The organism is Kitasatospora sp. NPDC059722 (assembly GCF_042733235.1).
GTDB lineage: Bacteria > Actinomycetota > Actinomycetes > Streptomycetales > Streptomycetaceae > Kitasatospora.
The window spans coordinates 77184-100380 of the sequence record NZ_JBHWGD010000012.1 but is presented as its reverse complement, the minus strand read 5'-3'; the positions used below and the strand labels follow the sequence as shown (position 1 = coordinate 100380).

25 protein-coding genes are annotated in these 23197 nt (G+C 73.8%); 19 read left to right on the top strand and 6 right to left on the bottom strand.

The genetic code is table 11. The features are described 5' to 3' along the window. Window positions 1-5: 5 nt before the first annotated feature. The 5 genes from ACFV4F_RS10615 to ACFV4F_RS10595 all read left to right on the top strand — a co-directional run bounded on the left by ACFV4F_RS10615 (window position 6) and on the right by ACFV4F_RS10595 (window position 5739). Entirely contained in the window at window positions 6-710 is a 705-nt protein-coding gene (locus ACFV4F_RS10615) for a response regulator transcription factor (RefSeq protein WP_380435120.1), read from the top strand. 32 nt (window positions 711-742) lie between these two features. Then, window positions 743-2158 (top strand): sensor histidine kinase, encoded by a 1416-nt coding sequence (locus tag ACFV4F_RS10610; RefSeq protein ID WP_380501614.1) that lies wholly within the window; start codon window positions 743-745, stop codon window positions 2156-2158. A 25-nt stretch (window positions 2159-2183) separates the two neighbouring features. Then, window positions 2184-2411 (top strand): hypothetical protein, encoded by a 228-nt coding sequence (locus tag ACFV4F_RS10605; protein ID WP_380501573.1) that lies wholly within the window; start codon window positions 2184-2186, stop codon window positions 2409-2411. A gap of 194 nt (window positions 2412-2605) precedes the next feature. Next, window positions 2606-4168, top strand: a complete 1563-nt coding sequence (locus ACFV4F_RS10600) for a cellulose binding domain-containing protein (RefSeq protein WP_380501571.1) — start codon at window positions 2606-2608, stop codon at window positions 4166-4168. 173 nt (window positions 4169-4341) lie between these two features. Continuing rightward, window positions 4342-5739: a glycosyltransferase 87 family protein gene (locus ACFV4F_RS10595; protein WP_380435123.1), complete on the top strand. Its 1398-nt coding sequence runs from the start codon at window positions 4342-4344 to the stop codon at window positions 5737-5739. Window positions 5740-5846: 107 nt separating this feature from the next. On the opposite strand, the gene ACFV4F_RS10590 is transcribed toward ACFV4F_RS10595, so the two are convergent. Continuing rightward, window positions 5847-6263 (bottom strand): SsgA family sporulation/cell division regulator, encoded by a 417-nt coding sequence (locus ACFV4F_RS10590; protein ID WP_380435124.1) that lies wholly within the window; start codon window positions 6261-6263, stop codon window positions 5847-5849. Window positions 6264-6675: 412 nt separating this feature from the next. Here ACFV4F_RS10590 and ACFV4F_RS10585 point away from each other — a divergent pair, with 412 nt between their 5' ends. Together ACFV4F_RS10585 and ACFV4F_RS10580 are read left to right on the top strand one after the other, a co-directional pair. Then, on the top strand, window positions 6676-8205 hold the full coding sequence (locus tag ACFV4F_RS10585) for an RDD family protein (RefSeq protein ID WP_380501569.1): 1530 nt from the start codon (window positions 6676-6678) through the stop codon (window positions 8203-8205). Between the two features lie 125 nt (window positions 8206-8330). After that, window positions 8331-9086 carry an RDD family protein gene (locus tag ACFV4F_RS10580; protein ID WP_380501567.1) on the top strand — a complete coding sequence of 252 codons (756 nt, stop codon included), beginning with the start codon at window positions 8331-8333 and terminating at the stop codon, window positions 9084-9086. Window positions 9087-9128: 42 nt separating this feature from the next. On the opposite strand, the gene ACFV4F_RS10575 is transcribed toward ACFV4F_RS10580, so the two are convergent. Then, window positions 9129-9359 carry a hypothetical protein gene (locus tag ACFV4F_RS10575; RefSeq protein ID WP_380501565.1) on the bottom strand — a complete coding sequence of 77 codons (231 nt, stop codon included), beginning with the start codon at window positions 9357-9359 and terminating at the stop codon, window positions 9129-9131. Window positions 9360-9580: 221 nt separating this feature from the next. Here ACFV4F_RS10575 and ACFV4F_RS10570 point away from each other — a divergent pair, with 221 nt between their 5' ends. The 5 genes from ACFV4F_RS10570 (at window position 9581) to ACFV4F_RS10550 (ending at window position 14083) form a co-directional block, all read left to right on the top strand. Continuing rightward, window positions 9581-10279: an endonuclease V gene (locus ACFV4F_RS10570; RefSeq protein WP_380501563.1), complete on the top strand. Its 699-nt coding sequence runs from the start codon at window positions 9581-9583 to the stop codon at window positions 10277-10279. Between the two features lie 77 nt (window positions 10280-10356). Further along, window positions 10357-10827 carry a hypothetical protein gene (locus ACFV4F_RS10565; protein WP_380501561.1) on the top strand — a complete coding sequence of 157 codons (471 nt, stop codon included), beginning with the start codon at window positions 10357-10359 and terminating at the stop codon, window positions 10825-10827. A gap of 20 nt (window positions 10828-10847) precedes the next feature. Beyond that, window positions 10848-12176: a WXG100 family type VII secretion target gene (locus ACFV4F_RS10560; RefSeq protein WP_380501559.1), complete on the top strand. Its 1329-nt coding sequence runs from the start codon at window positions 10848-10850 to the stop codon at window positions 12174-12176. 125 nt (window positions 12177-12301) lie between these two features. After that, window positions 12302-13444 (top strand): type VII secretion-associated serine protease mycosin, encoded by a 1143-nt coding sequence (gene mycP / locus ACFV4F_RS10555; protein WP_380501557.1) that lies wholly within the window; start codon window positions 12302-12304, stop codon window positions 13442-13444. Window positions 13445-13522: 78 nt separating this feature from the next. Continuing rightward, window positions 13523-14083 (top strand): DinB family protein, encoded by a 561-nt coding sequence (locus ACFV4F_RS10550; RefSeq protein ID WP_380435132.1) that lies wholly within the window; start codon window positions 13523-13525, stop codon window positions 14081-14083. A gap of 4 nt (window positions 14084-14087) precedes the next feature. On the opposite strand, the gene ACFV4F_RS10545 is transcribed toward ACFV4F_RS10550, so the two are convergent. Together ACFV4F_RS10545 and ACFV4F_RS10540 are read right to left on the bottom strand one after the other, a co-directional pair. Beyond that, complete coding sequence (locus ACFV4F_RS10545) at window positions 14088-14663, bottom strand: RNA polymerase sigma factor (RefSeq protein WP_380501555.1); 576 nt, start codon at window positions 14661-14663, stop codon at window positions 14088-14090. Window positions 14664-15130: 467 nt separating this feature from the next. Further along, window positions 15131-15670, bottom strand: coding sequence for a hypothetical protein (locus ACFV4F_RS10540; RefSeq protein WP_380435134.1), 540 nt, complete (start codon window positions 15668-15670; stop codon window positions 15131-15133). Between the two features lie 256 nt (window positions 15671-15926). Between ACFV4F_RS10540 and ACFV4F_RS10535 the strand changes: the two genes are divergently transcribed. Further along, the gene (locus ACFV4F_RS10535) at window positions 15927-16931 is read left to right on the top strand and encodes a hypothetical protein (RefSeq protein ID WP_380501553.1); all 1005 of its coding nucleotides are present in this window, start codon (window positions 15927-15929) and stop codon (window positions 16929-16931) included. Window positions 16932-16964: 33 nt separating this feature from the next. Here ACFV4F_RS10535 and ACFV4F_RS10530 read toward each other — a convergent pair whose 3' ends face one another. After that, on the bottom strand, window positions 16965-17552 hold the full coding sequence (locus ACFV4F_RS10530; RefSeq protein WP_380435136.1) for an isochorismatase family protein: 588 nt from the start codon (window positions 17550-17552) through the stop codon (window positions 16965-16967). 261 nt (window positions 17553-17813) lie between these two features. Beyond that, window positions 17814-19130 carry a nicotinate phosphoribosyltransferase gene (locus tag ACFV4F_RS10525; RefSeq protein WP_380501551.1) on the bottom strand — a complete coding sequence of 439 codons (1317 nt, stop codon included), beginning with the start codon at window positions 19128-19130 and terminating at the stop codon, window positions 17814-17816. A 152-nt stretch (window positions 19131-19282) separates the two neighbouring features. Between ACFV4F_RS10525 and clpS the strand changes: the two genes are divergently transcribed. From clpS to ACFV4F_RS10495, 6 genes are all read left to right on the top strand, one after another. Then, window positions 19283-19576 (top strand): ATP-dependent Clp protease adapter ClpS, encoded by a 294-nt coding sequence (gene clpS, locus ACFV4F_RS10520; RefSeq protein ID WP_280680041.1) that lies wholly within the window; start codon window positions 19283-19285, stop codon window positions 19574-19576. Between the two features lie 93 nt (window positions 19577-19669). Further along, window positions 19670-20242 (top strand): DUF2017 domain-containing protein, encoded by a 573-nt coding sequence (locus tag ACFV4F_RS10515; protein WP_380435138.1) that lies wholly within the window; start codon window positions 19670-19672, stop codon window positions 20240-20242. 224 nt (window positions 20243-20466) lie between these two features. Continuing rightward, window positions 20467-21921 carry an amino acid permease gene (locus tag ACFV4F_RS10510; RefSeq protein WP_380435139.1) on the top strand — a complete coding sequence of 485 codons (1455 nt, stop codon included), beginning with the start codon at window positions 20467-20469 and terminating at the stop codon, window positions 21919-21921. Window positions 21922-21975: 54 nt separating this feature from the next. Continuing rightward, window positions 21976-22407: a Mov34/MPN/PAD-1 family protein gene (locus ACFV4F_RS10505; protein ID WP_380435140.1), complete on the top strand. Its 432-nt coding sequence runs from the start codon at window positions 21976-21978 to the stop codon at window positions 22405-22407. A 150-nt stretch (window positions 22408-22557) separates the two neighbouring features. Next, window positions 22558-22677, top strand: a complete 120-nt coding sequence (locus ACFV4F_RS10500) for a putative leader peptide (protein WP_327677307.1) — start codon at window positions 22558-22560, stop codon at window positions 22675-22677. Between the two features lie 114 nt (window positions 22678-22791). Continuing rightward, window positions 22792-23070 carry a MoaD/ThiS family protein gene (locus ACFV4F_RS10495; protein WP_218200404.1) on the top strand — a complete coding sequence of 93 codons (279 nt, stop codon included), beginning with the start codon at window positions 22792-22794 and terminating at the stop codon, window positions 23068-23070. Window positions 23071-23197: the final 127 nt, after the last annotated feature.

The window sequence follows — 23197 nt, the reverse complement described above, 5'->3', positions numbered from 1 at the left end:
GGGCCATGGCAACAGTGCTCGTGGTCGAGGACGACCCCTTCGTACGTTCCGCGCTCATCCGGCACCTGACCGACACCGGTCACGCCGTCCGCAGCGTGGGCACGGCCCTGGAGGCGCTTCGGGAGGTCGCCCAGGTCGGCTGCGACCTGGTGATCCTCGACCTGGGGCTGCCCGACCTGGACGGCAGCGAGGCGCTCAAGATGATCAGAGGGCTGACCAACGTGCCGGTGATCATCTCCACCGCCCGGGACGACGAAGCCGAGATCGTCCGGCTGCTCAACGACGGCGCCGACGACTACTTGGTGAAACCTTTCTCCGGAGAGCACCTGAGCGCCCGGATGGCCGCCGTGCTGCGCCGCATCGGCGGCGGTGCCGCCCCCGTCGCCCAGGTGCTGCGGGTCGGCGGGCTGGCCATCGACCTCCAGCGCCGCGAGGCCGTCCTGGACGGGCGGCTGCTCGACCTGACCCGCCGCGAGTTCGACCTGCTGGCCTTCCTCGCGGCCCGCCCCGGCGTCGTGGTGCCGCGCAAGGAGATCCTCGCCGAGGTCTGGCAGCAGACCTACGGCGGCGACCAGACCATCGACGTCCACCTCTCCTGGCTGCGCCGCAAGCTCGGCGAGACCGCCTCCAGCCCCCGCTACCTGCACACCGTCCGCGGCGTCGGGGTGCGGCTGGAGGCCGCCGGGGACCAGGGGGAGCACCGGACATGAGGCGCCCGGACACCGGGCGGTTCGGGCTCTCGCTGCGCTGGGCGCTGATCAAGGCGGCCGTCGCCGGGACCACCATGGTCGCGCTGGCCTTCCTCATCCCGCTCGGCCTGATGGTCCAGCAGACCGCCCGGGACCGCGCCTTCACCGCGGCCGAGCGGCAGGCCGCGGCGCTCGGCCCGGCCCTCGCCATCACCACCGACCAGGACGCCATCGACCGCGCCCTGGCCAGCACCGACGCCGGCGCCCAGAACCGGATGGCCGTCCACCTGCCCGCCAGGGTGCCGCCCGCCGTCGCGCCCGGCGACGGCGGCCCCGGCGGACCGACCATCGGTCAGGCCCGGGCCGCCGCGGCCGACGTCTCCACCGCGAGCGGACAGGGCCGCTCCTTCACGGTCGGGGTGCCCGGCGGCTACGCGCTCCTCCAGCCGGTCGCGGTCGACACCGGCCGGACGGCCGTCGTCGAGGTGTTCGTCGCCGACGGCGACCTCACCCGCGGCGTCGCCACCGCCTGGCTGGTCCTCTCCGCAGTCGCGCTTGGCCTGGTCGCCATCTCGGTGCTGGTCGCCGACCGGATGGGCACCCGGATCGTCGCCTCGGCCCGTCGGCTCGCCTCCGCCGCCCGCTCGCTGGGCGCGGGCGACCTCGCCGTCCGGGTGCCGGTCGACGGCCGGGTGGCGGCCGGCAGTCCCGAAGAACTGCGGGAGGCCGGCCACGCGTTCAACACGATGGCCGACCGGGTGGTCCAACTCCTCGCCGCCGAACGGGAACTGGCCGCCGACCTGTCGCACCGGCTGCGCACCCCGCTCACCGTCCTGCGGCTCAACGCCGCCTCCCTCGGCGAGGGCGACGCCGCCGACGCCACCCGGCACGCCGTCGCCCAGCTGGAGCGCGAGGTCGACCAGATCATCCGCTCGGCCCGCCGCTCGCCCGGGGACGCGCCCGTCGTCGCCGTCGGCTGCGACGTCACCGAGGTGCTCCGCGAGCGGGTCGGCTTCTGGTCCGCGCTCGCCGAGGACGAGGGCCGCCGCTGGCAGCTCGCCGGGGCCGACCGGGCCCTGCCGGTGCCGGTGCAGCGCGGCGACCTGGCCGCGGTGGTGGACGCGCTGCTCGGCAACGTGTTCCGCCACACGGCGGTCGGCACCGCGTTCTCGGTGGACGTCCTCGCGACGGACGGCTCGGTCATCGTGCTGGTCGGCGACGCGGGCCCGGGCTTCAGCGACCCGGCCGCCGCCCTCAAGCGCGGCGAGGGCCACGGCGGCGAGGGCTCGACCGGCCTCGGGCTGGACATCGTCCGCAAGCTCGCCGAGTCCACCGGCGGCGACCTCGCCCTCGGCCGCTCCGCCGTGCTCGGCGGCGCCGAGCTCCGCCTGCGCCTGCGGACCCGCCCGGAGGTCGCCTCCCCGCGCACCGGGCGGCGCCGCAGCCGTGCCGCGCTGTTCCAGAAGTAGTCGTTCGTGCAAGGGAGTTCACGGGATGGGCTGGTACGTCGAGGCGTTCGAACGGGACGGCGACGCGCTGCTCGCCGAGTACCCGCTGCCCGGATTCACCGAGGCGGACGCCGTCCGGGTGGTGGGCGACCACCCGGACATGACGGCGTGCTTCCCGCTGGACGCCGGGCAGCTCGCCGCGCCGGCCGGCCGGATCGGCGCCGCGCCGGATCCCGAGGCCGCCGCCTACTTCCTGAGCGTGTTCGCCAACTGACGCTCCGGACGTCTTCCTTAACGGCCCCCTAAGGGAGTTCTACCCCTCGCTCAGCAGGCCCGTTCGGGCCCTCCGGCGCCGCTAGCGTCGGTCCCGCCGGTCACCCGACCGAGCCGGGACGGCCGTCCGGACACATCCACGCACCCGCGTCCGGCCGGCGGTCTCCCGTAGGCACCCGCGGAGGTAGCGCGCCCATGACGATCCAGCCCGACCGCCGTTCCGGCCACCGCAGGCGCAGCCGCAGGGGCGCCGTCATCGGGGCCTCGGCGGTGGCCGCCGCACTGGTCGCGGGCGGTGCCGTCGTCCTCGCCACCTCGGCGAGCGCCGCCTCGCTCGGCGCGGTCTACAGCCGGACCAGCACCTGGGACTCCGGCTACACCGGCCAGTACCTGGTGACCAACCCGGACGCCGCGGCGATCGACGACTGGACGCTCACCTTCGACCTCCCGGCCGGGGCGAGGATCGACTCGCTCTGGAACGCGACCTTCACCGCCGACGGGCAGCATGTCACCGTCCGGCCGGAGTCGTGGGACAAGCGGCTGGAGCCCGGCAAGAGCGTCGTGGTCGGCTTCGTCGCCCAGGGCGCCGGCGCGGCGCAGGGCGAGCCGGCCAACTGTCTGATCAACCACACGTCCTGCAAGGGCGGCGACGGCAGCGTGCCGACCCCCTCGGGCCGTCCGACCGCGACGGCCACCCCCACGGCGACGGCGACCCCCACCGCCACCGCGACCGCGACCGCGACCGCCAAGCCCAGCCCGACCGCGACGGCGACCACGAAGCCGACCACCCCGGCCCCCACCCCCACGGCGACCGGTGTGCCCGTGCCCCCGCCCGCCGCCGGGGCCGGCTTCGCCCCGTACGTCGACACCTCGCTCTACCCGCCGTACGACCTGGTCGCCACCGCCAAGGCCACCGGCGTGAAGAACGTCAACCTCGCGTTCGTCGTGTCCGGCGGCGGCTGCACCCCCAAGTGGGGCGGCGTGAGCGACCTCTCCACCGACGCCGTGGCCGCCCAGATCGGCGCGCTGCGGGCGGCCGGCGGTGACGTCCGGGCGTCCTTCGGCGGCGCCAACGGCACCGAGCTCGCCGCCGCGTGCTCCTCCGTCGCCGACCTGGCCGCCGCCTACCAGAAGGTCGTCGACGCGTACGGCCTCACCCGGCTCGACTTCGACGTCGAGGGCGGCGCGATCGCCGACGCCGCCGCCAACGGCCGGCGCGCCCAGGCCATCGCCCAGCTCCAGCGGACCGCCGCCGCCAAGGGCCGGCCCCTGGACGTCTCCTTCACCCTGCCCGCGCTGCCCTCCGGCCTGACCCAGGACGGCGTCGACCTGGTCGCCGGCGCCAAGGCCGCCGGCGTCGCGATCGGTGCCGTCAACATCATGGCGATGGACTTCGGCGACGGCGTCGCCCCGAACCCGCAGGGCCGGATGGGCACGTACGCGATCGCCGCGGCCACCGCGACCCAGGCCCAGGTGAAGAGCGTGCTCGGGCTGGACGACGCGGCCGCCTGGCGCAAGGTCGCCGTCACCCCGATGATCGGCGTCAACGACGTCGCCAGCGAGGTGTTCACCGTCGCCGACGCCAAGCAGCTCGCCGACTTCGCCGCCGGCAAGCACCTGGCCTGGCTGGCGATGTGGTCCGGCACCCGGGACAAGGCCTGCGACGGCGGTGCGAAGGCCTACGCCGACGCGAGCTGCAGCAGCATCGTCCAGCAGCCGCTGGACTTCACCCGGGCCTTCGGCGCCTACACCGGCTGACCTCGGGCCGGACCCGCTTCCCCTCCCCGCGCCCGGGCCGGGCGTGCTCCGATCCGCGACGGAGCACACCCGGCCCGGGCCTTTCGTCACCCTGCGTGACCGTTCGTGGCCGGGCCCGCCCGGCGGCCATCCGGTATCGTCGCTGGTTGGCCGAGCGGTGGACGGAGTGGACAGTGACAGCGGTGCAAGACGAGCGCAGCCCGGTGCGGACCGCACCCGACCCCTCGCCCGGCCCCCTGTCGGAACGGCTGAAGCACGCGTTCGGCGCACCCGTCCGCTCCCTGCGCGAGGCCCCCCGCCGGCCGCTGCTGGCCGTCTCGGCCGTGGCGTTGCTCTCCCTGGTCGTGTACGCCGTGGTCCGCCACTTCGTGCACACCTCGATGGTCGACATGATCGTCTACCGGGCCGAGGGCGCCGCCGTCGCCAACGGCACCGACCTGTACGCACTGCGCGTCACCGAGTGGAACCTCCCCGCGACCTACCCCCCGTTCGCGGCCATGCTGTTCGTCCCCACGACCTGGTTCCCGGTGCCGTTCCTGCGGGTGGCGATCACTCTCGGCAACCTCGGGCTGCTGGCGCTGCTCACCCACCTGTCGTTCAAGCTGGTCGGCTGGCCGCGCAGGGAACTGCGGCCGCTCGGCGTGATCCTGGTGACCGGCTGCGGCGTCTGGCTCGAACCGGTGTTCACCACGCTCCGCTACGGCCAGATCAACCTCGCGCTCGCCTGCCTGATCCTCTGGGACCTCACCCGCCCGGACGCCCGGCGCAGCAAGGGCGTGGCGATCGGCATCGCGGCCGGCCTCAAGCTCACCCCCGGCCTGTTCGCCGTCTACCTGCTGCTCACCGGCCGGATCCGGGCCGCCTTCGTGGCCGGCCTCACCTTCCTCGGCACCTTCCTGATCGGCGCGGTCGCCCTGCCCGACGCCACCTGGGGCTTCTGGACCAAGTACCTCTACGACTCGTCCCGGGTCGGCAAGACCGAGATCGTCGACAACCAGTCGCTGCGCGGCGCCTTCGCCCGCCTCCTGCACGCCGCCGACCCCGGCACGCTCGCCACCCTCGGGGCCGGCGCGGCCGCCGTCGCCGGGCTCTTCGTCGCGGCCTGGGCCGCCCGCAGCTCCCGCTGGCTGCCGCGCGCCGAGGCCTGGGGCGTGTGCTGCGCCGCCGTCACCGCCGTGCTGATCTCCCCGATCAGCTGGACCCACCACTGGGTGTGGTGCGTGCCGGTGCTCGTCCTGCTCGCCGCCGAGGCCTCCGTCGAGCACGCCCGCCCGGCGGCCGTCCGCAGGGTCCGCTGGCGGGCCGCGTTCTGGGCCACGCTCCTCGCGTTCTTCTCCTTCGCGATGTGGGCCGCCAAGCCGCAGGGGCCGGCCGTCCTGCACATGGGGCCGCTGCGCCAGCTGCCCACCTCCGTCTACCCGTGGGTCGGGCTCTGCTTCCTGCTCGCCGCCGCCATCCGGATAAGGGCCCGGCGGCGGGCCGGCGGCGCACCGGTCGTCCGGCTGCCCGGGCAGCGCGACGGCGGACCCGGCGCCGCGCGCGAGCGTCAGCAGGCCCCCGCGGCCCGCTGAGCCGCGCCGGGCCCGGCCCGGCGTCGGGTCGGGTGCGGGCCGGTGGTGGGCCGGGTGCCGCTGCGGCCGGTCCCCGTCCGGCCGGGTGCCCCCGCCGGGGCGGATCCTCACGCGAGCAGCTCGGCGAGCGAGCCGTCCATGTCCAGCGCGGCCAGCTCGCTGCCCGGGGGGACGAGCCGGTGCGCCCGCTCCAGCCAGGCCGCGACGACCGGCAGCGGCGCCTCCAGCAGCGCGTCCCCGGCGGGGGAGCTCAGCGCCAGGCACAGCACGCTGCGCCGGCCCGAGCGGGTCGGCCAGATTCGCACGTCGCCCTGGCCGCACGGGCGGAACGTGCCCTCGACCAGCAGCTCGCGGGCGAACACCCAGGTCACCGGGGAGCCGGAGTCCAGGTGGAAGGTGATGTAGACCGCGTACGGGTCGTGGCTGCCGTACGACAGGCGGGCCTGGACGGGGACGCTGTGTTCGGGGGAGAGCACCAGGTTGAGCTCCAGCTCGTGCTCGACCACGCTGACGGGGCGATCCATGATCGTCTTCCTCTCTGCCTTCGGTTCGTGCCCGGTTTCGGGCCCTGTGACCTTTGAGAGAGCGGTCCGCACCGGCTCTTACTCGTGTTTCCGGAATTTCTTCGGGAAGTTCGGCCCGGGGTTGTGAACGGATGGGGCGAGGGCGCGCGACGGCATTCGCGCGCCAGGGGGCGGCGCGGCCGGATCCCATACCCCGGGCGGGCTCCCGGTGTCCGGTGATTCGCCAACTTCCCGTCACCGGTCCGCCGAGGTACTACCCTTTGTGACTGCCCGGCGACTGTCCGCCCTTCCGGTGATGCCCCCGCACGCACCGACCGCGTAGCCGCCCGCCGCGCCCCGGGCCGCCCGCGGGCCCGCCGGGCGGGCGTGCCGCGGTGGCGCCGCCGGGACCTGCCAGGAAAGAAGACCCTGCATGACGGACCAGTCCTTCGCCGGCGGCGCGGACACGGCGGTCGGGCCCGAGCCGGGCTACTACCCCGACCCCTCGATCCCGGGCTTCGTCCGGTACTGGGGCGGCTCCGCCTGGGTGCCGGGCACCAGCCGGCCCGCCCCGGCGGAGGGCGAGGTGCTGGAGCCGCCGCGTTTCGCGGCCCGGCGGCCGGGGGCGGGGGCCGGTGCCCTGGCAGGGGTGCGGCCGGTGCCGCCGCCCGCGCCCGCCCGGGAACCGGAGCCCGCCGCGTCGGACGGCGGGGGCGGCGCCGGGGAGCGCGCCTCCGGGGACACCGGGCCGGTGTACCTGGACCAGACGGAGGGCGGGGCGTCGTTCGTCGTGGGGCCGCGGATGGAACCGGTCGTGGAGCCGGCAGTGGAGCCGGTTGTGCAACCGGTCGGCGGGCCGGTGTTCCGGACGGGCGGGGAGGAGGCCGGTGGCCCTGGTGCTTCCGGTGTCTCCGGTGAGCCGTCGATGGCGGTGGACGCGTCCGGGTGGCAGGTCGATCCTCGGGCGCAGCGGGGGCTGATGGAGACGGGCGGGGCGCCGCGCTGGGTCTCGTGGGGGGTGCTTCCGGAGGCGCCCGGGGAAGAAGAGGGGCGCGCGGGCGAGGGGCGCACTCCGGTTGATGAGGCGGCGGCGGTCGACGCCGATCCGGTGGCGGTCGGCGCGGCCGGCGGCCCTGCGGCGGTGCTCGTCGCGGGCGTTCCGGCTGCGCCGGCTGCCACGACTTCCACGACTGCTCCGGCTTCTCCGGCCTTTCCGGGGTCCTCGGCTTCTTCGGATTCTCTGGCTTCTTCGGCTTCTTCGGCTTCTCCGGTTTCTTCGGTGGCGGTGCGGGCGCCGGAGCGGGCGACGGTGGCAGAGCCGGTTCTCGCCGTATCCGCCCCCGCTTCGGAAGAGCCCGGCAAGGCTGCGGAAGCGGGGGCGGCCCAGGCCCCGGCCCCGGCGCCGACCCCCGCCGCCCATCCGCAGCGGCAGGCCGCCAAGCGCCGCCGCCCCGCCCCCGCCCCGCCCGCCGGACTCGGACGGCGTCTCGCCGCGCGCGCCGTCGACACCGCCGTCCTCGCGGTCGTCGCCACCGCGGCCGGGATCCCGCTCGGCAACTCCGTGTCCGACCACATCCAGCAGAAGCTCGACCAGGCCCGGATGGCCAGCGCCCTCAGCCGCCACGAGGTCCAGGTGTGGCTGGTGGACGACGTCGTGGTCGGCAAGATCGCCGTCCTGCTCGGCATCCTGCTCTTCGTCAGCCTGCTCTACGAGGTGCTGCCGACCGCCCGCACCGGCCAGACCTTCGGCAAGCGGCTCACCGGGATCCGGGTGGCCGACGCGGCCGCCTCCCCGAGCGCCGCCGTCCGCACCCGGCTGAGCCTCGGCCGGTCACTGCTGCGGTGGGCCGTCAGACAGCTCTCCCTCTTCGTCCCCGTCGCCCTGCTCTGGCCGCTGCTCGACCGCTCGGCCCGGCGCGGCTGGCACGACCGGGCGGCGCGCACCCGGGTCGTCCGCGACTGAGCGGCGGAGTTCGGCCGCTCCCTGCCCTCACCGCGCTCACCGCCCTCCCTGCCCTCCCTGCCCTCACCGTGCAAAACGGACTGAATATCCCAAACCCTGAGAATGTGTGATGTTCTACTCGGGGCATGAGTACCCACGACCCCTCAGGCCCTCAGCCGGAGGGGGGCGGCAAGCCCTCCTTCGACAAGCAGTCCCCGCAGCCGGGCGGCGGCACGCCGGAAGGCACGCCGTCGGACCCGTACGGAAACCCGCCGCCCGCCGACACCCCCCAGGACCGCCCCGGCGCGTACGGCGGCACGTACGGTGGCACGCCCCAGGACGCACCCGGTTACGGCCAGGCCCCGTACGGGCAGCAGACCTACGGCCGGCCGCCGTACGGACAGGACCCCTACGGCCAGAACCCGCCCGGCCACGACCCGAACGCCTACGGATCCCCCGGCGCCGGACCGGTGCCCGGGATGCCACCGATCGGCAGCTGGCCCAACCGGATCCTCGCCCGGATCATCGACTACCTGCTCGTCCAGGTGATCGGCGTGCTCCTCGTCCTGCCCTTCGCGAGCCTCGGCGACCGCTCCGGCGAGACCGGCGCGTTCTGGCTCGCCTGCGCCCTCTACCTCGTCTACGAGGGCCTCATGCTCGGCCGGGACGGCCAGACCCTCGGCAAGAAGGCGATGAAGGTCCGCGTCGCCATGCTCATCGACGGCAACTCGCCCACCCAGTCCGCCGCCTGGACCCGTGCCGCCGTCTACATCCTCCCCGCCGTGCTCTGCTGCGCCGTCCTGTGGTGGATCATCGACGGGCTCTTCGGCGTCTTCGACAAGCCCTACCGCCAGTGCATCCACGACAAGGCCGCGAAGACCGTGGTGGTCTCCACGGCCTGACCGGTGGAGCGGCGACGCCCGAGCGGGACGCCCGGCGGCGGATCAGCGCTGCCGGGCGTACTCGTGCCCGGCCGGCGCCGGCACCCGGGCCGTCCGCCCGGACCTCGACGGCAGGGGCAGCAGCGCCACCAGCGTGCCGAGCGCCAGGGCGAACCCCACCAGCACCGCGACCTCCAGGACGCCCGAGGCGCCCGAGACGGCCAGCAGCGCCACGGTGGCGGCGACGACGGTGAACGTACCGAGGAATAGCTGGGCAGCGGACGGACGCGGCATGGCGGGGTCCTTCGCACGTCGGGGGAAACGGGCGGTCGGGGGGATCTGGCCGGCGTGGTGGTGCAGGCCGCCAGGAGTCCTACCCGGAACAGGAGTTCGGTAAGTCCAGGCTAAGCCGGCGGCCCCGGGGCACGGGGGGCGCACGGGCTCACCCCGGGGTCGTCCGGGCCCCTCGGTACGGTGATCGGGACCGACCCTTCACTCTTCAGGGGGAACCGCCCGTGCCCATCCCCGCCGACTGGCCCACCACCGAGGCCGAGGCCCGCGCCGAACAGGAGCGCCTCCGGCCGCTCGTCCAGGCCCACGACGACCCGGACGCCGCCGCCGTACGGCTCGTCGCCGGCGTCGACGTCGCCTACGACGACGACCGGGACCTCGTCGTCGCGGCCGCCGTCCTCCTCGACGCCGACACCCTCGACGTCGTCGAGCAGGCCACCGCCGCCGGGCGGATCCCCTTCCCGTACGTCCCCGGGCTCCTCGCCTTCCGCGAGATCCCCGCCGTCCTCGACGCCCTCGCCGGCCTCACCCGCACCCCCGACCTCGTCGTCTGCGACGGCTACGGCCTCGCCCACCCCCGCCGCCTCGGCCTCGCCAGCCACCTCGGCGTCCTCACCGGCCTGCGCACCCTCGGCGTCGCCAAGACCCCGTTCACCTTCGACCACGACGCCCCCGACACCCCGCGCGGCTCCACCAGCCCCCTCACCGACCCCGCCACCGGCGAGGAGGTCGGCCGGGCCCTCCGCACCCAGCCCGGCGTCAAGCCCGTCTTCGTCTCCGTCGGCCACCGCATCGGCCTCGACACCGCCGTCGCCACCACCCTCCACCTCGCCCGCCGCTACCGCCTCCCCGAAACCACCCGCCACGCCGACCACCTCTGCCGCGGAGCGCTGACGGCGGCGCAGGCGGCGTCAACGAACTGATGTCACAACGGGGTTGGTGCGGCGCACGTGTGTTAGACATGGCCTAGTCAAACGGACGTACCGGGGAGGCGCCGCCGATGGCCGCGGGCACTGACACGGGAACAGGCACGGGCACGGGGCCCAAAGGCGCCGCGGGGCGGGGCTACCGGGTCGAGGTCGAACAGCTCCGCGCCTTCGCCGCCCAAGTGCGGCTCCTCCTCGCCGAGTTCCAGCACCGCGCCGACGGCACCACCACCCACGGCCAGAGCACCATCGGTCGCACCGCCCTCGGCACCTTCGCCGAGGCCACCGAACTCCACGGCCGCTACGACACCATGCGCGACGCGCTCCGCGACATCCTCAACCAGCTCCAACAGGCCGTCGACGAAGCCCAGAAGAAGGCCGAACTCACCGCCACCACCTACGAGGAACACGAACGGCACACCGCGGGCACGCTCCAACTCGCCTCCGACGGCTGGTCCGTGGCCGCCCCCTCCGCCACCAGCCAGGCCGCCTACCAGCGGACCACCGCCCCGCCCGCCCACCACGGCGGCAAGTCCGACCGCTGACGAACGGAGGCGAATCGCCCGTGGCCTACACCGACTTCGGCACGTACAGCCACACCCAGCTGCGCGCCATGGTCCACGCCCTCAACCCCGGCGAGGTCATGGCCGCCGGCGACCCCTGGCGCCGCGCCGCCGACACCCTCAAGGCCATCCGCACCACCCTCACCCGCGCCAGCACCGAAGCCGCCACGACCTGGGAAGGCACCACCAGCGACGCCTTCCACACCCGCATGCTCCACCTCGCCGAGCGCATCAACCACGCCGCCGCCTACGCCAACGACGCGGCCAACACCCTCCACCACGTCGCCGACGCCATCGCCAAGGCGAAACGCGACATGCCCGAAGAACCCGGCAATTGGGCCCAGTTCAAGGACGCCGTCACCACCTTCACCGACGACGACCCCACCCCGCTGGCCGCCCGCAAGAAGGCCGAAGCCGCCACCGTCATGCAGACCCTAGCCATGCACTACCGCACGGCAACCCCGATGCTGAAGGCGCCCAGCCCACTGGGTGAGCCACCGAAGCCGGGTGGACGCGACGACTTCACCGATATGACGGCCGGCGATCAGGTCGGCGTCGCGGCTGTGGCCGGCCTGGTCGGTGGGGTGGGCGGCGGCCAATTCGGTGGAGCTGTCGCGCGTCCCGAACCCGGGCCGGCCTCACCGGGACGTGGATCCGGCGGTGGAGACGGCCGAGCGAGGCCGCAGAAGGCGGGAGCAAGTGGGGCAGTGGCCCCGGTGGCCAGGGTCGGGGAGGTTCCCGACCGGCCGAGGCGGGTCGAGGGTGGCGCGGCTACCGGGATCGACGCTGCGAGGACGTCGATGGTCAGCGGCTCGAACCAGCCTATGACGGGGCCGGGTGTCGATCCGGGGCCGCGGAAGGGTGGCGAGAGCGACGGGCTCGGGTCGATCGGTCGGGGTGTACCGGCGCCCGGTGCGCCAGGGTTCTTCGGGAAGCTGCAGCCCCTTCCCGAGCGCGGCGGCAGCGCGGAGGCATCCGAGGGCATCCACGGTGGCGCTCCGGTCGCTGAAGGACGGCGTACGGGGGCCGGTCGCACAGGGGGAATCGTGGTGGGTCCCGGGGAACGCCCCGGAGGTGGGCCGCTCGGGCAAGCGGCGCCCCGGGGCCGGGGTGCTTTCACCGAAGGGGGATCCGGTCTGGGGATGCGTAATCGGATCATTCCGGAGCCGGCCGGTGGCCCGGAGCCTACCCGCTCGCCGTTCGTCCCGTACGGCGGTGCCAACGGGGCGGCGAAGGAGAAGGAACGAGGCGGGAGGCGCCCGGACTACCTGGTCGAGGACGAGGAGACCTGGGCGTCGGACCCGGTGGTGAACCCGAACGTGGTGAAATGACCGGGGTCTTCAGGTGATCAGGTGAGTCGGTCGGTACCCTCGGCGTTCTGCGAGTCCCGGGGTGGCCGTGGCGCTGAGTGGGGTGACCGGGCTTGAGGAACGCGCGGCTTGTGCGCGGAGCGGCTGTGGCGGCGGTGACGGCGGTGGTCGTTGGGCTCGGTGCGGGCCCCGCCTTCACGGACGCCGCCCGCGACGGCCAGTGGGTCCTCACCGACTACAAGGCCGAATCGGCGCTCTGGCCGGTCTCGCAGGGGGACGGCGTCACGGTCGCCGTCATCGACAGCGGCGTCATGAAGGACCATCAGGATCTTTCCGGACAGGTCCTCTCCGGTGCGGACTTCTCCGGCGAGAGCGGTGACGGCACGATCGACCGGGACGGCCACGGCACCGGGATGGCGAGCCTCATCGCCGGGCACGGCCACGGCGACGGGGCCGGGATCATGGGTCTCGCGCCGAAGGCGCGGATCCTGCCGGTCCGGGTGAGCTGGACGGCCGGGAGTACCGCTGGCCAGGCAGAGGTGGCGAAGGCGATCCGGTTCGCCGTCGATCGTGGGGCCGGGGTGGTCAATCTGTCGATCGGTGGATTCCCGGGAGCCGACGACGAGACACGGGCGGCGGTGAAGTACGCCGTCGACAAGGACGTGGTCCTCGTGGCGTCGACCGGGAACAGCGGAGACCAGGCCGGCCGGGTCGAGTATCCGGCGGCGTTTCCCGGAGTGGTCGCCGTCGGCGCGGTGGACCGGCAAGGGCGCCTGTGGGAGAAGTCGAGCTACGGGCCCGAGACCACCCTGACCGCTCCGGGGGCCGATATCTACCGCGCGAGCGTGAAGTCTTCCGTCGGCTATGGCGCGGCCAACGGGACCTCGGATGCCGCCGCTTACGTCTCCGCCACCGCCGCGCTCGTCCGGGCCGCCTACCCCGGGTTGTCGGCGGGGCAGGTGATCAACCGGATGATCACGTCGGCGTCGGCGCCGGCCGATGCGTCGGCTGTGCCGAACGGCAGGTACGGGTACGGGATCCTCGCGCCGGCCAAGGCCCTGGAGGCGAATCCCGCCGTCGACGGTGGGCCGCGTGAGAATCCGTTGGTGCACCGGGCGGAGTCTCAGTATCCCGATGCCCGGTCCGCTGACGACACCCCTGGGCCCGTCGTTCCCCGGGCTGCTGCGTCGGCCGGGTGGTACCGGGTCGTGTGGGGGCTCGTCGGGGGTGGGGTTCTGCTCGTCGGGGGGCTTGCCGGGTGGGTGTGGTGGCGGGTGCGGCGGGGGTAGGTGCCGTGGCGGCAATTCGGTGGGTGTTGGCGGCAATGGTGCTGGTCGGGGCTGTGTGCCGGGTTCCATGCTGGGGGCATGAGTGATTCGGGGAACACCGCCGCCATCGTGCCGGACGTCAAGGACTGGACCTGGGTGCTGGAGCGCGCCTGTCCGGAGTGCGGGCTGGAGACGCCGGCCGTCGTCCGGGAGGACGTCGCGGGCATGATCCGGGCGAACGCGGCGGGTTGGGTGGCGCTGCTGGGGGCGGACGGGGCCGCGGTGCGCCGGCGGCCGGCGCCGGGGGTGTGGTCGGCGCTGGAGTACGCGTGCCACGTGCGGGACGTGTTCCGGCTGTTCCACGTGCGGCTGGGGCTGATGCTGACGCAGGACGGGCCGCTGTTCGCCAACTGGGACCAGGACGAGACGGCCGTCGCCGAGCGGTACGGGGAGCAGAGCCCCGCCGTGGTGGCGGAGGAGCTGGTGGCGGCGGCCGAGGTGCTGGCGGCGGCGTTCGACGCGGTGGCGGGGGAGGAGCAGTGGCGGCGGACCGGGAGCCGGAGTGACGGGGCGCGGTTCACGGTGGAGTCGTTCTCCCGCTACCTGGTCCACGACCCGGTGCACCACCTGTTCGACGTGACCGGCGTGCGGCACGCGTAGTGCCTCACCAGCCGGAGGCCTCGCGGTGCATGGTGCGGCGGAGCCGGCCGGCCACGCTGGCGGTGTCGGTGCCGATGACGTCGGCGATCTCGGGTGCGGCGAGGCCGACGACGTAGTGGAGGATCGCCAGGTCGTCGTCGGCGGGGTGGCGCTGCGGGGTGGCGGGCACGGGTCGGCGCGTGTGTTCGGCGACGGTGCCGCGCAGGATCTGCCAGGCGTGTGCGGTGGGGTTGGCGGTGCCGAGCAACTCGCGCCAGTGGACGGCGATTTCGGCGAAGGCCTGTTGGACCGCGGTGGCCGCCTCGGTGCGGTCGGGGAGCCAGACCCGGGCGTAGCTGAGGTACCGCGGGCGGTGGAGTTCGCAGAAGGCGGCGAAGTCCACCGGCACGTCCGCGGGCAGGACGAGCGGAAGGTCGACGGCGAGGTCCGCGGGCAGGTCTGCGGGCAGGTCCGCGGGCGTGCGCGCGGAGGCGCCCGCGGGCACGCCCGTGGGCGCGTCGGCCGGTGCCCGGCCCGGTGGGCCGGCGGGTTCGCCGGGCCTCGGGGGCGGCTCGGCGGAGCTCGGGTGGCGGTTGGTCATCTCGGCTTCTCGGCAAGGGAGATGGGTGTCTGACGGTCGATCATCTGTGCTCACTCTACGGTAGGCCCTCGGTGCGCTGGGTGACCAATCGGATGGAATGCCCGGATCCCGCCGCCGCTCGGCCGGTTCCCGTGCCGGCGGGTGCGGCGCGGTGCGGGCGCGGCCGGTGCGGCGGCGGCGGGGGGATCGGCGGGAGGGTGGTGCGCAGTGCCGCTGGGGCGTGGGGGTGAGCGTGTCGAGGCTGGTCAGAGGTGTGCGGGGGCGTGCTGTCGGTGAGGTCGGCGTGGGTCGCGCGGCGGTTGATGTGCCACCGTAGGCCTTGCGGCGGCCTGCGTCCACGCCTACGGCGCGAAGGCGTGCGCGCGCAACCGCACGCACGACCGGGGCGCCCGATTCCCGGCGTCCGGGGGTGGTGCGGCCACGCCCCGGGGGCATGCTGCCCGGGGCGTGGAGAGGTTGACGGTCCGTCAGTGATGCGGGCGGGCCTCCACGGGGGAGATGCGGTCGTCCGCGGCGGTGCTGCGTTCGGTCTGGGCGGGGAAGGTTTCGATGGCCCGTCGGCGGGCGAGCTGTGCGGCTGCCGCGGCGGCGGCTCCGGCGGCGCTCGCGGCGGCGGCGGTCGTGCCCGCGCTCTCCTCGCAGGGGTGGGTGGAGTGCGCGCCGGTGACGCGTCGTCGGCGGCCGAGGGCGGTGCGTGCGGCGTGCTCCTCGGCCGCCTGTCTCGCCGCCAGGTAGGCCTGGACGGCGGCCATGCCGTAGACGGGCTGGATGAGCTGGTGGCCCTTGAAGAAGGGTCTGGCGGGGGCGAAGCCGGCGGCGACGACGAGGTCGCGGATCTCCGCTATCTCGGCTTCGCTGCGGGCGGTGAAGCGGACCTCCCACCCCTTCTTGTACGTATGGCCCTGTTCGCCGCTGCGGCGGGCCGGGTCCGGGCGGCGGACGTATCCGGGCAGGCGGCCGAGGCGGAGTTGGGCCGCGCGGAGGCCTGCGGTCTCGTCACGTGACATGACGTAAGCCTAGGCAATCCGGCGGGCGGGAGTGACGCCTGGAGGGTGTCTCGCCGTATGCCTTTGGTCACCCTCGGTCAGACGACCTGGTCGGTGATCGTTTTCGATCAGATAGGACAAGCATATTGGCATCCATTACTCCGAAAGAGTGAGGGTATGGGGACTTTAGTGCGGGCTGGTCCCGGTTTCGCGACGGTTGGGTAACAGTGCGTCAGGCGGTGGCTCGCAGGTCCGGGCGGTTGGGGATGGTGTCGGCATGACCTACCGCATCCCCTCGCCGCCGCCGTCCCTGGAGGAGCTGGCGAAGCGTCAGCAGAACGTCGTCACCGCTAGCCAGCTGCGCGCCCGGGGCGTGCCGGCTCGTCTCATCACCGAGCACTGCCGCCGGGGCGGACCCTGGCAGCGCGTCCTGCCCCGGGTGTACCTGCTGCAGGTCGGGGAGCCCACGCCGGAGCAGCGGATGTGGGCCGCGCTGCTGTACGCGGCGCAGAACGGCCGCGAGGAGGGCCGCCGCGAGGGCGCGGTGATCACCGGCACGGCGGCGCTCGCGCTGTACGGCTTCGCCGCCGTGCCGCGGCTGCCGGCCGTCACCGGGGTGGACGTCCTGGTGCCGCGCCAGCGCCGCCTGAAGGACGTCGGCGAGGTGCGGATCCGGCGCACCGAACGGGAGTTGGTGGCCCGCTCGGTGCACGGCCTGGCCTGTGCGCCGGTGGCCAGGGCGGTGGCCGACGCGCTGTGCGAGTGGACGGCGGACGGGATGGCCCCGGCGCCGGTCCGGGCGGTGCTGCGGGAGGCCGTGTCGCGGCCCGAGGGCCGGTGCACGGTGCGGGAGTTGGCGGCCGAACTGGCCGAGTCGGGGCTGACCTCCGAGCCGCGGGTGCGGGCGGCGCTGGACGAACTGCAGGCCGCCGAGCGGGAGTCGGTGCTGGACCGGCTCGGCGGGCTGGTGGACGAGTGGCTGCTGCCCGTCCCGCTGGCCGGCCCGGAGCTGCGGATGCGCGGCGGCACGTACATCGCCGTCCCGGACCTGTACTGGCCGGAGCGCGGCGTCGCGGTGGAGGTGGACTCGGACCTGCGCTGCGTCAGCGAGGGGGAGGCCGCGTGGGTGCGCGGGGGCCAGCACCGGATGGAGTACCTGGGGATCCGGGTGGTCTACGTCAGCGGGGCGCGCCTGGCCGCCGACCCGGAGGCCGTCGGCGGCGAGCTGCGCGAGGCCTTCCGGGAGGGCGGGACGGACGTGGTGGAACTGCTCCTCGCCTAGCTCCTCGCCTAGTGCCGTGGCACTGGCGGTGCCTCAGCGCACCACGGGAGCGCCCACCAGCTCGACCCCGGCCGCCCGGAGCTCCTCCAGCGCGGCGGCGGTGGTCCCCGCCGCGACCCCCGCGGTGAGCTCCAGCAGGACGCGGGTGGTGAACCCGGCCCTGGCCGCGTCCAGCGCGGTGGCCCGGACGCAGTGGTCGGTGGCGATGCCGACCACGTCGACCTCGTCGACCTGGCGCTCGCGCAGCCACTCGACCGGCCCGCGCCCGTTCTCGTCCAGCCCCTCGAAGCCGCTGTACGCGGCCGAGTGGGCGCCCTTGTCGAACACCGCCTCGACCGCGCCGGAGATGACGGCGGGCGCGAAGTTGGGGTGGAAGCCCACGCCCTCGGTGCCGGCGACGCAGTGCACGGGCCAGCTGGTGACGTAGTCCGGCTCGGCGGAGAAGTGGTCGCCCGGGTCGATGTGGTGGTCGCGGGTGGCGAGGATGTGGTGGTAGCCGGCGGAGGACTCGGCGATCAGGTCGGTGATGGCGGCGGCCACCTCGGCGCCGCCGGCGACGGCCAGGCTGCCGCCCTCGCAGAAGTCGTTCTGCACGTCGACGACGATCAGTGCCCGGTGCATGGCTCGCATCCTCGAAATGTGGGGGGCGTCCGGTGGAAGCGGGTGCCCCGGTGGTGGGGGTCCCCGGGAGCGCCCGGCCCGCGGGCGGGTGAGCGCGCGCGGATCGTTCGCGGGGCGTACGCTCCGCCGTCCGGCTCGGCCGGTCGTCACGGTGTACGCGGGGAGTTCCCGGGGACTCCATGGGAACTCTACGGCTGACTCTAGGGAGTGGCGCGCGGAGGCGGAAGGCCCGTGGAGCCGTCCGCCACCCGCGCCCGGTGCTCAGAGGTGCAGTTCGGTCGGCAGGACCGGGTCGCCCTTGGAGAGCTGAGTGGCCGACAGCGGCAGCGCGGCCCGGGCGCGGACGTGCCGGTCGCGCGCGGCGCCGAGCGGTTCGCGGCCGACCGTCTCGCCGGCCAGGACGAGCGGCACCTGCGTCAGGTGCGGCTCCAGCTCGGCCGGGACGGGTCCGGTGCCGACCACCTCGGCCTCGGCCACGCCGTCCGCGTCGGGCCGGCGGGCGGCCCACTTGCGGCCGCCGATGCTGGTCTTGCCGCCGGCCGCGCGCTTGGCGACGGGCACCAGCGGCCCGTCCGGGGTCTCGGCGCGGGCGACGAGCTTGTAGACCATGGCGCAGGTCGGGTGGCCGCTGCCGGTGACCAGGCTGGTGCCGACGCCGTACCCGTCGACGGGGGCGGCGGCGAGCGCGGCGATCGCGTACTCGTCGAGGTCGGAGGTGACGATGATCCGGGTGTTCTCGGCGCCGAGCTCGTCGAGCTGGCGGCGGACGCGGTGGGCGAGCAGGGTGAGGTCGCCGGAGTCGATCCGGACGGCGCCGAGTTCGGGCCCGGCCACCTCGACGGCGGTGCGGACGGCCTCGCGCAGGTCGTAGGTGTCGACCAGCAGGGTGGTGCCCTTGCCCATGGAGGCGATCTGGGCCTGGAAGGCGTCCCGCTCGCTGTCGTGGACGAGGGTGAAGGCGTGCGCGGCCGTGCCGGTGGTGGGGATGCCGTGGGTGAAGCCGGCCTCCAGGTCGGAGGTGGCGGCGAACCCGGCCACGTACGCGGCCCGGGCGGCGGAGACGGCGGCCCGCTCGTGGGCCCGGCGGGCGCCCATCTCGATGACGGGGCGGCTGGCGGCGGCGGCGGTCATCCGGGAGGCGGCGGCGGCGATCGCCGAGTCGTGGTTGAGGATCGAGAGGATGACGGTCTCCAGGATCACCGCCTCGGCGAAGGTGCCGGTGACGGTGAGCAGCGGCGAGCCGGGGAAGTAGACCTCGCCCTCGGGGTAGCCGTGGATGTCGCCGGTGAAGCGGTAGTCGGCGAGGTAGCGCAGGGTGTCGTCGTCGACGACGCCCTGGCCGGCGAGCCAGTCCAGCTGGGCGGGCGTGAAACGGAAGTCCTCGACCGCGTCGAGCACCCGGCCGGTGCCGGCCATCACCCCGTAGCGCCGCCCGTTCGGCAGCCGCCGGGTGAACACCTCGAAGACGGAGCGGCGGTGCGCGGCCCCGCTGCGCAGGGCGGCCTGCAGCATGGTGAGCTCGTAGCGGTCGGTGAACAGCGCGGTCGAGCCGGCCGCGCGCACTGAAGTGGCGTCCATGAGGATGATGCTACTACCACTTAGCGTCAGTTTGACGATTTCTCATGACCGGGCCGGGGCGAAATCGCCTGGGGGTCCCCCGGATGGCAGCATGGGCACTGGAAGCGCATGGACGTCGAGCGCGGGGAACGCGCAGCGAGGAGGACCCGGCGGTGAGTGTCGCGCCCGTGGAGATCGAGCGCCCGGAGGTCGAAGGACTGCCGGTGACGGAGCCCGACACCCCCTGGGTGACCATCGTGCACAACGACCCGGTCAACCTGATGAGCTACGTCCAGTACGTTTTCCAGGCCTACTTCGGATACCCGAAGGACAAGGCGCGGAAGCTGATGATGGACGTCCACACCAAGGGCCGGGCGGTCGTCTCCAGCGGGTCCCGCGAGGAGATGGAGCGCGACGTCCAGGCGATGCACGGCTACGGCCTCTGGGCCACGCTGCAGCACGACTGACCTCAAGGGCTCCCGGCGGATCCCCGCTGTGCGGCCGGCGTGCGGCCGATGTGCGAACGACGAGTGACGACGAAGACGGGCTGACCGATACAGATGGCTGGGTTGTTCGAGAGCACCGGTGGCGGGAGCGCGGCGATCGCGCTGGACGAGGTCGAGGCCTCCATCCTGCGCTCGCTGGAAGTGCAGATGCTGGAGCTGATCGGCCCCGGCCCGGGCGGGGAGGCCGCCGACCCGCTGGCGGCGCTGTTCGCCGAGGGGCCGACCGAGGCTCCCACCGACCCGGCGCTGGCCCGGCTCTTCCCGGACGCCTACGGGGATCCGGCGAAGCCGGCGGACGCGGAGGCCGAGGCGGCCGCCGCGGAGTTCCGCCGCTACACCGAGCTCGACCTGCGGGCCCGCAAGCGGGATGACGCGCTGTCCGTCGTCCGGTCGCTGGACGGCCTCGGCGGCGGTGGCGTGCTCAAGCTGCCCGCCCCGGACTGCCTGCGCTGGCTGGGCGCGCTCAACGACCTGCGGCTGACGCTGGGTGCCCGGCTGGAGGTGACCGAGGAGGACGAGCAGGGCCTCTACGACCTGCCGGACGGCGACGAGCGCAAGCCGCTGGTCATGGCGTACCTGTGGCTGGGCGCGCTCCAGGAGTCGCTGCTGGAGGCGATCGCGGACTGAGGTCCTTGCGCCGCCCCGGTCGTCCGCCTGCGGTCGATCGTGCCTGATCACGGGCGTGCCCCGGTTGATTTGTCCAGGATGTGGACGATCTGCCGGGGCATTCCCGTTCAAATCGGGCGAACCATACCAGGTCATGCTCAAATAACGCTCAGATGAACACCGCTCTCCGAACCCTGCGTGGTACGACTTCTCCACCCCACGAGACCCACCCAGGACGGTGCACCATGGCCGAGCAGCAGTACGACCAAGTGGTCGACGCCACACCGGACGAGGAGGGCTACGAGCGGGGACTCGGCAGCCGCCAGATCCAGATGATCGCGATCGGCGGCGCCATCGGCACCGGCCTGTTCCTCGGCGCCGGGACGGCGATCTCCAAGTCCGGCCCGAGCCTGATCCTCTCCTACGCCGTCGCCGGCGTGGTGATCTTCGCGATCATGCGGGCCCTCGGCGAACTGCTCACCTACCGCCCGGTGTCCGGCAGCTTCGCCGAGTACGCGCGCGAGTTCCTCGGCCCCTTCGCCGGCTACGTGACCGGCTGGACGTACTGGCTGTTCTGGGTCGTCACCGGCATGGCGGAGACCACCGCCGCCGCGGTGTACGTGAAGTTCTGGGCGCCCGGCTTCCCGCAGTGGGTCAGCGCCCTGTCCTTCCTCGTCATCCTCTACGCGGCCAACCTGATCTCGGTGAAGCTGTTCGGCGAGATCGAGTTCTGGTTCTCGATGGTCAAGGTCACCGCCATCATCGGCATGATCCTGATCGGCATCGGCGTGCTCACCCTCGGCTTCAGCAAGGCCGGTGACACCGCGTCGATCACCCACCTGTGGCAGGACGGCGGCTTCTTCCCCAAGGGCATCGGCGCCACCGTGATGACCCTGCAGATCGTCATGTTCGCCTACCTGGGCGTCGAACTCGTCGGCGTCACCGCGGGCGAGAGCGAGAACCCCGAGAAGACCCTGCCGCGCGCCATCAACACCCTGCCCTGGCGCATCGCGCTGTTCTACATCGGCGCCCTCGTGGTCATCCTCTCCCTCGTACCGTGGACCGAGTTCCAGCCCGGCGTCAGCCCGTTCGTCGCCGCCTTCGGCAAGATCGGCATCCCCGCCGCGGCCGGCATCATCAACTTCGTCGTGCTCACCGCCGCACTGTCCTCCTGCAACTCCGGCATGTACTCCACCGGCCGCATGCTGCGCGACCTCGCGCTGCGCGGACAGGCCCCCGGGCAGCTCACCAAACTCAACTCCCGCCGCACGCCGGCCTTCGCGATCACCCTGTCCTGCATCCTGATGGGCGCCGGCGTGGTGCTCAACTACCTCGTCCCGGCCCGGGCGTTCGAGTACATCACCTCCGTCGCCACGGTCTGCGGCCTGTGGACGTGGGCGATGATCCTGATCGCCCAGATCCGCTACCGCAAGGCCTGGCGGGCCGGCCATCTGCCGGCCCCCACCTTCAAGGCGCCCGGCGGCGCGTGGGTCAGCTGGGCCGCGCTCGCCTTCCTCGTCCTGGTCGTCATCCTGATCGGCTTCGACGAGGACAACCGGATCTCGCTGTACGTCTTCCCGGTCTGGGCCGTCGTGCTCGTGGTCGGCTACCAGGTGCTCAAGAGCCGCCGCCCCGAGGCCGTCCACGGCGTCGCGCACGACCACCTGCACGCCCCGGCCGGCGCCGACGAGACCCGCTGACCGCTCCCCGGACGCCCCGGCGGACAGCCGCCGGGGCGTGGCTATCCTGACCGCATGCTGACCATCACCCGAGAACTGCGCGACCGGATCGTCGCCCACGCCCGCGCCGACCACCCGGACGAGGCCTGCGGCGTGGTCGCCGGACCGGCCGGCAGCGGCCGTCCCGAGCGGTTCGTCCCGATGCTCAACGCCGCCCGCTCGCCCACCTTCTACGAGTTCGACTCGGGCGACCTGCTCAAGCTCTACCGCGAGATGGACGACCGCGACGAGGAACCCGTGATCGTCTACCACTCGCACACCGCGACCGAGGCCTACCCGTCGCGCACCGACGTGAGCTACGCCTCCGAGCCCTTCGCCCACTACGTCCTGGTCTCCACCGCCGAGGGCAACGGACCCGAGGACGCCTACCAGTTCCGCTCGTTCCGCATCGTGGACGGCGAGATCACGGAGGAAGACGTCCAGGTCGTCGAGGCCTACCCGGCCTGACCCGCACCCGCCCGGGCACGGCCCGCCGACCGTCACCGGACGGGCGGCGGGCCGCCGTCATCCCCGGCGAGTCTCACCAGAGGGAACGAAAACATCCGGATCCCGAGACGGACGTGTCGGAGCGGGGCCGGGAATCTATACGATGAGCCCATGCGTTCCGTCGATGTGAGCACCCAGGCCCCGGGCACCCGCCTCGTGGCGCGCCTGCACGTCGACCTGTGCCGGCTCGCCAGTGCGATCTGTCCCGGCACGCCCGCGCGCTCGCGCTGAGCCGCCCACGCCCCACCGGGCCCGCCGCCGCAGGCCGTGCCGCGCCCCGGAACCCGCCACCCCGCCGCGCCCGCTGCGGCCCACCCACCTCACGACTCGCACAGGAGCGCACCCATGGCCATCGAGGTCCGCATCCCGACCATCCTCCGCACCTACACCGACGGCGCCAAGGCCGTCGAGGGCACCGGCAGCAACCTCGGTGAGCTGTTCACCGACCTCGACGCCCGCCACCCGGGCATCGCCGCCCGCCTGCTGGAGGGCGGTGAGCTGCGCCGCTTCGTCAACGTCTACCTGAACGACGAGGACGTCCGCTTCCTGGAGGGCATCTCCACCGCCGTCGCCGACGGCGACAGCGTCACCATCCTGCCCGCCGTGGCCGGCGGCGCCCGCTGATCCCCGGCCCTGGGGGGCCCCCCCCCCCCCGGCCGGGGGGCGGGGGCCGCAAAGACCCCACCACCAGAACCACACAGCAGCCCCCAAAACGGGGAGGAGAGGACACAACAGGACGCCCGCGCACCCC

Bases quoted from the DNA above. Each gene is read 5' to 3' on its own strand.
- ACFV4F_RS10495 (WP_218200404.1), top strand. From the start codon at position 22,792: ATGGCCATCGAGGTCCGCATCCCGACCATCCTCCGCACCTACACCGAC.
- ACFV4F_RS10580 (WP_380501567.1), top strand. From the start codon at position 8,331: ATGAGTACCCACGACCCCTCAGGCCCTCAGCCGGAGGGGGGCGGCAAG.
- ACFV4F_RS10605 (WP_380501573.1), top strand. From the start codon at position 2,184: ATGGGCTGGTACGTCGAGGCGTTCGAACGGGACGGCGACGCGCTGCTC.
- ACFV4F_RS10565 (WP_380501561.1), top strand. From the start codon at position 10,357: ATGGCCGCGGGCACTGACACGGGAACAGGCACGGGCACGGGGCCCAAA.
- ACFV4F_RS10505 (WP_380435140.1), top strand. From the start codon at position 21,976: ATGCTGACCATCACCCGAGAACTGCGCGACCGGATCGTCGCCCACGCC.
- ACFV4F_RS10525 (WP_380501551.1), bottom strand. From the start codon at position 19,130: ATGGACGCCACTTCAGTGCGCGCGGCCGGCTCGACCGCGCTGTTCACC.
- ACFV4F_RS10535 (WP_380501553.1), top strand. From the start codon at position 15,927: ATGACCTACCGCATCCCCTCGCCGCCGCCGTCCCTGGAGGAGCTGGCG.
- ACFV4F_RS10500 (WP_327677307.1), top strand. From the start codon at position 22,558: ATGCGTTCCGTCGATGTGAGCACCCAGGCCCCGGGCACCCGCCTCGTG.
- ACFV4F_RS10540 (WP_380435134.1), bottom strand. From the start codon at position 15,670: ATGTCACGTGACGAGACCGCAGGCCTCCGCGCGGCCCAACTCCGCCTC.
- ACFV4F_RS10550 (WP_380435132.1), top strand. From the start codon at position 13,523: ATGAGTGATTCGGGGAACACCGCCGCCATCGTGCCGGACGTCAAGGAC.
- ACFV4F_RS10515 (WP_380435138.1), top strand. From the start codon at position 19,670: ATGGCTGGGTTGTTCGAGAGCACCGGTGGCGGGAGCGCGGCGATCGCG.
- ACFV4F_RS10530 (WP_380435136.1), bottom strand. From the start codon at position 17,552: ATGCACCGGGCACTGATCGTCGTCGACGTGCAGAACGACTTCTGCGAG.
- ACFV4F_RS10510 (WP_380435139.1), top strand. From the start codon at position 20,467: ATGGCCGAGCAGCAGTACGACCAAGTGGTCGACGCCACACCGGACGAG.
- ACFV4F_RS10600 (WP_380501571.1), top strand. From the start codon at position 2,606: ATGACGATCCAGCCCGACCGCCGTTCCGGCCACCGCAGGCGCAGCCGC.
- ACFV4F_RS10545 (WP_380501555.1), bottom strand. From the start codon at position 14,663: ATGACCAACCGCCACCCGAGCTCCGCCGAGCCGCCCCCGAGGCCCGGC.
- ACFV4F_RS10615 (WP_380435120.1), top strand. From the start codon at position 6: ATGGCAACAGTGCTCGTGGTCGAGGACGACCCCTTCGTACGTTCCGCG.
- ACFV4F_RS10575 (WP_380501565.1), bottom strand. From the start codon at position 9,359: ATGCCGCGTCCGTCCGCTGCCCAGCTATTCCTCGGTACGTTCACCGTC.
- ACFV4F_RS10585 (WP_380501569.1), top strand. From the start codon at position 6,676: ATGACGGACCAGTCCTTCGCCGGCGGCGCGGACACGGCGGTCGGGCCC.
- ACFV4F_RS10590 (WP_380435124.1), bottom strand. From the start codon at position 6,263: ATGGATCGCCCCGTCAGCGTGGTCGAGCACGAGCTGGAGCTCAACCTG.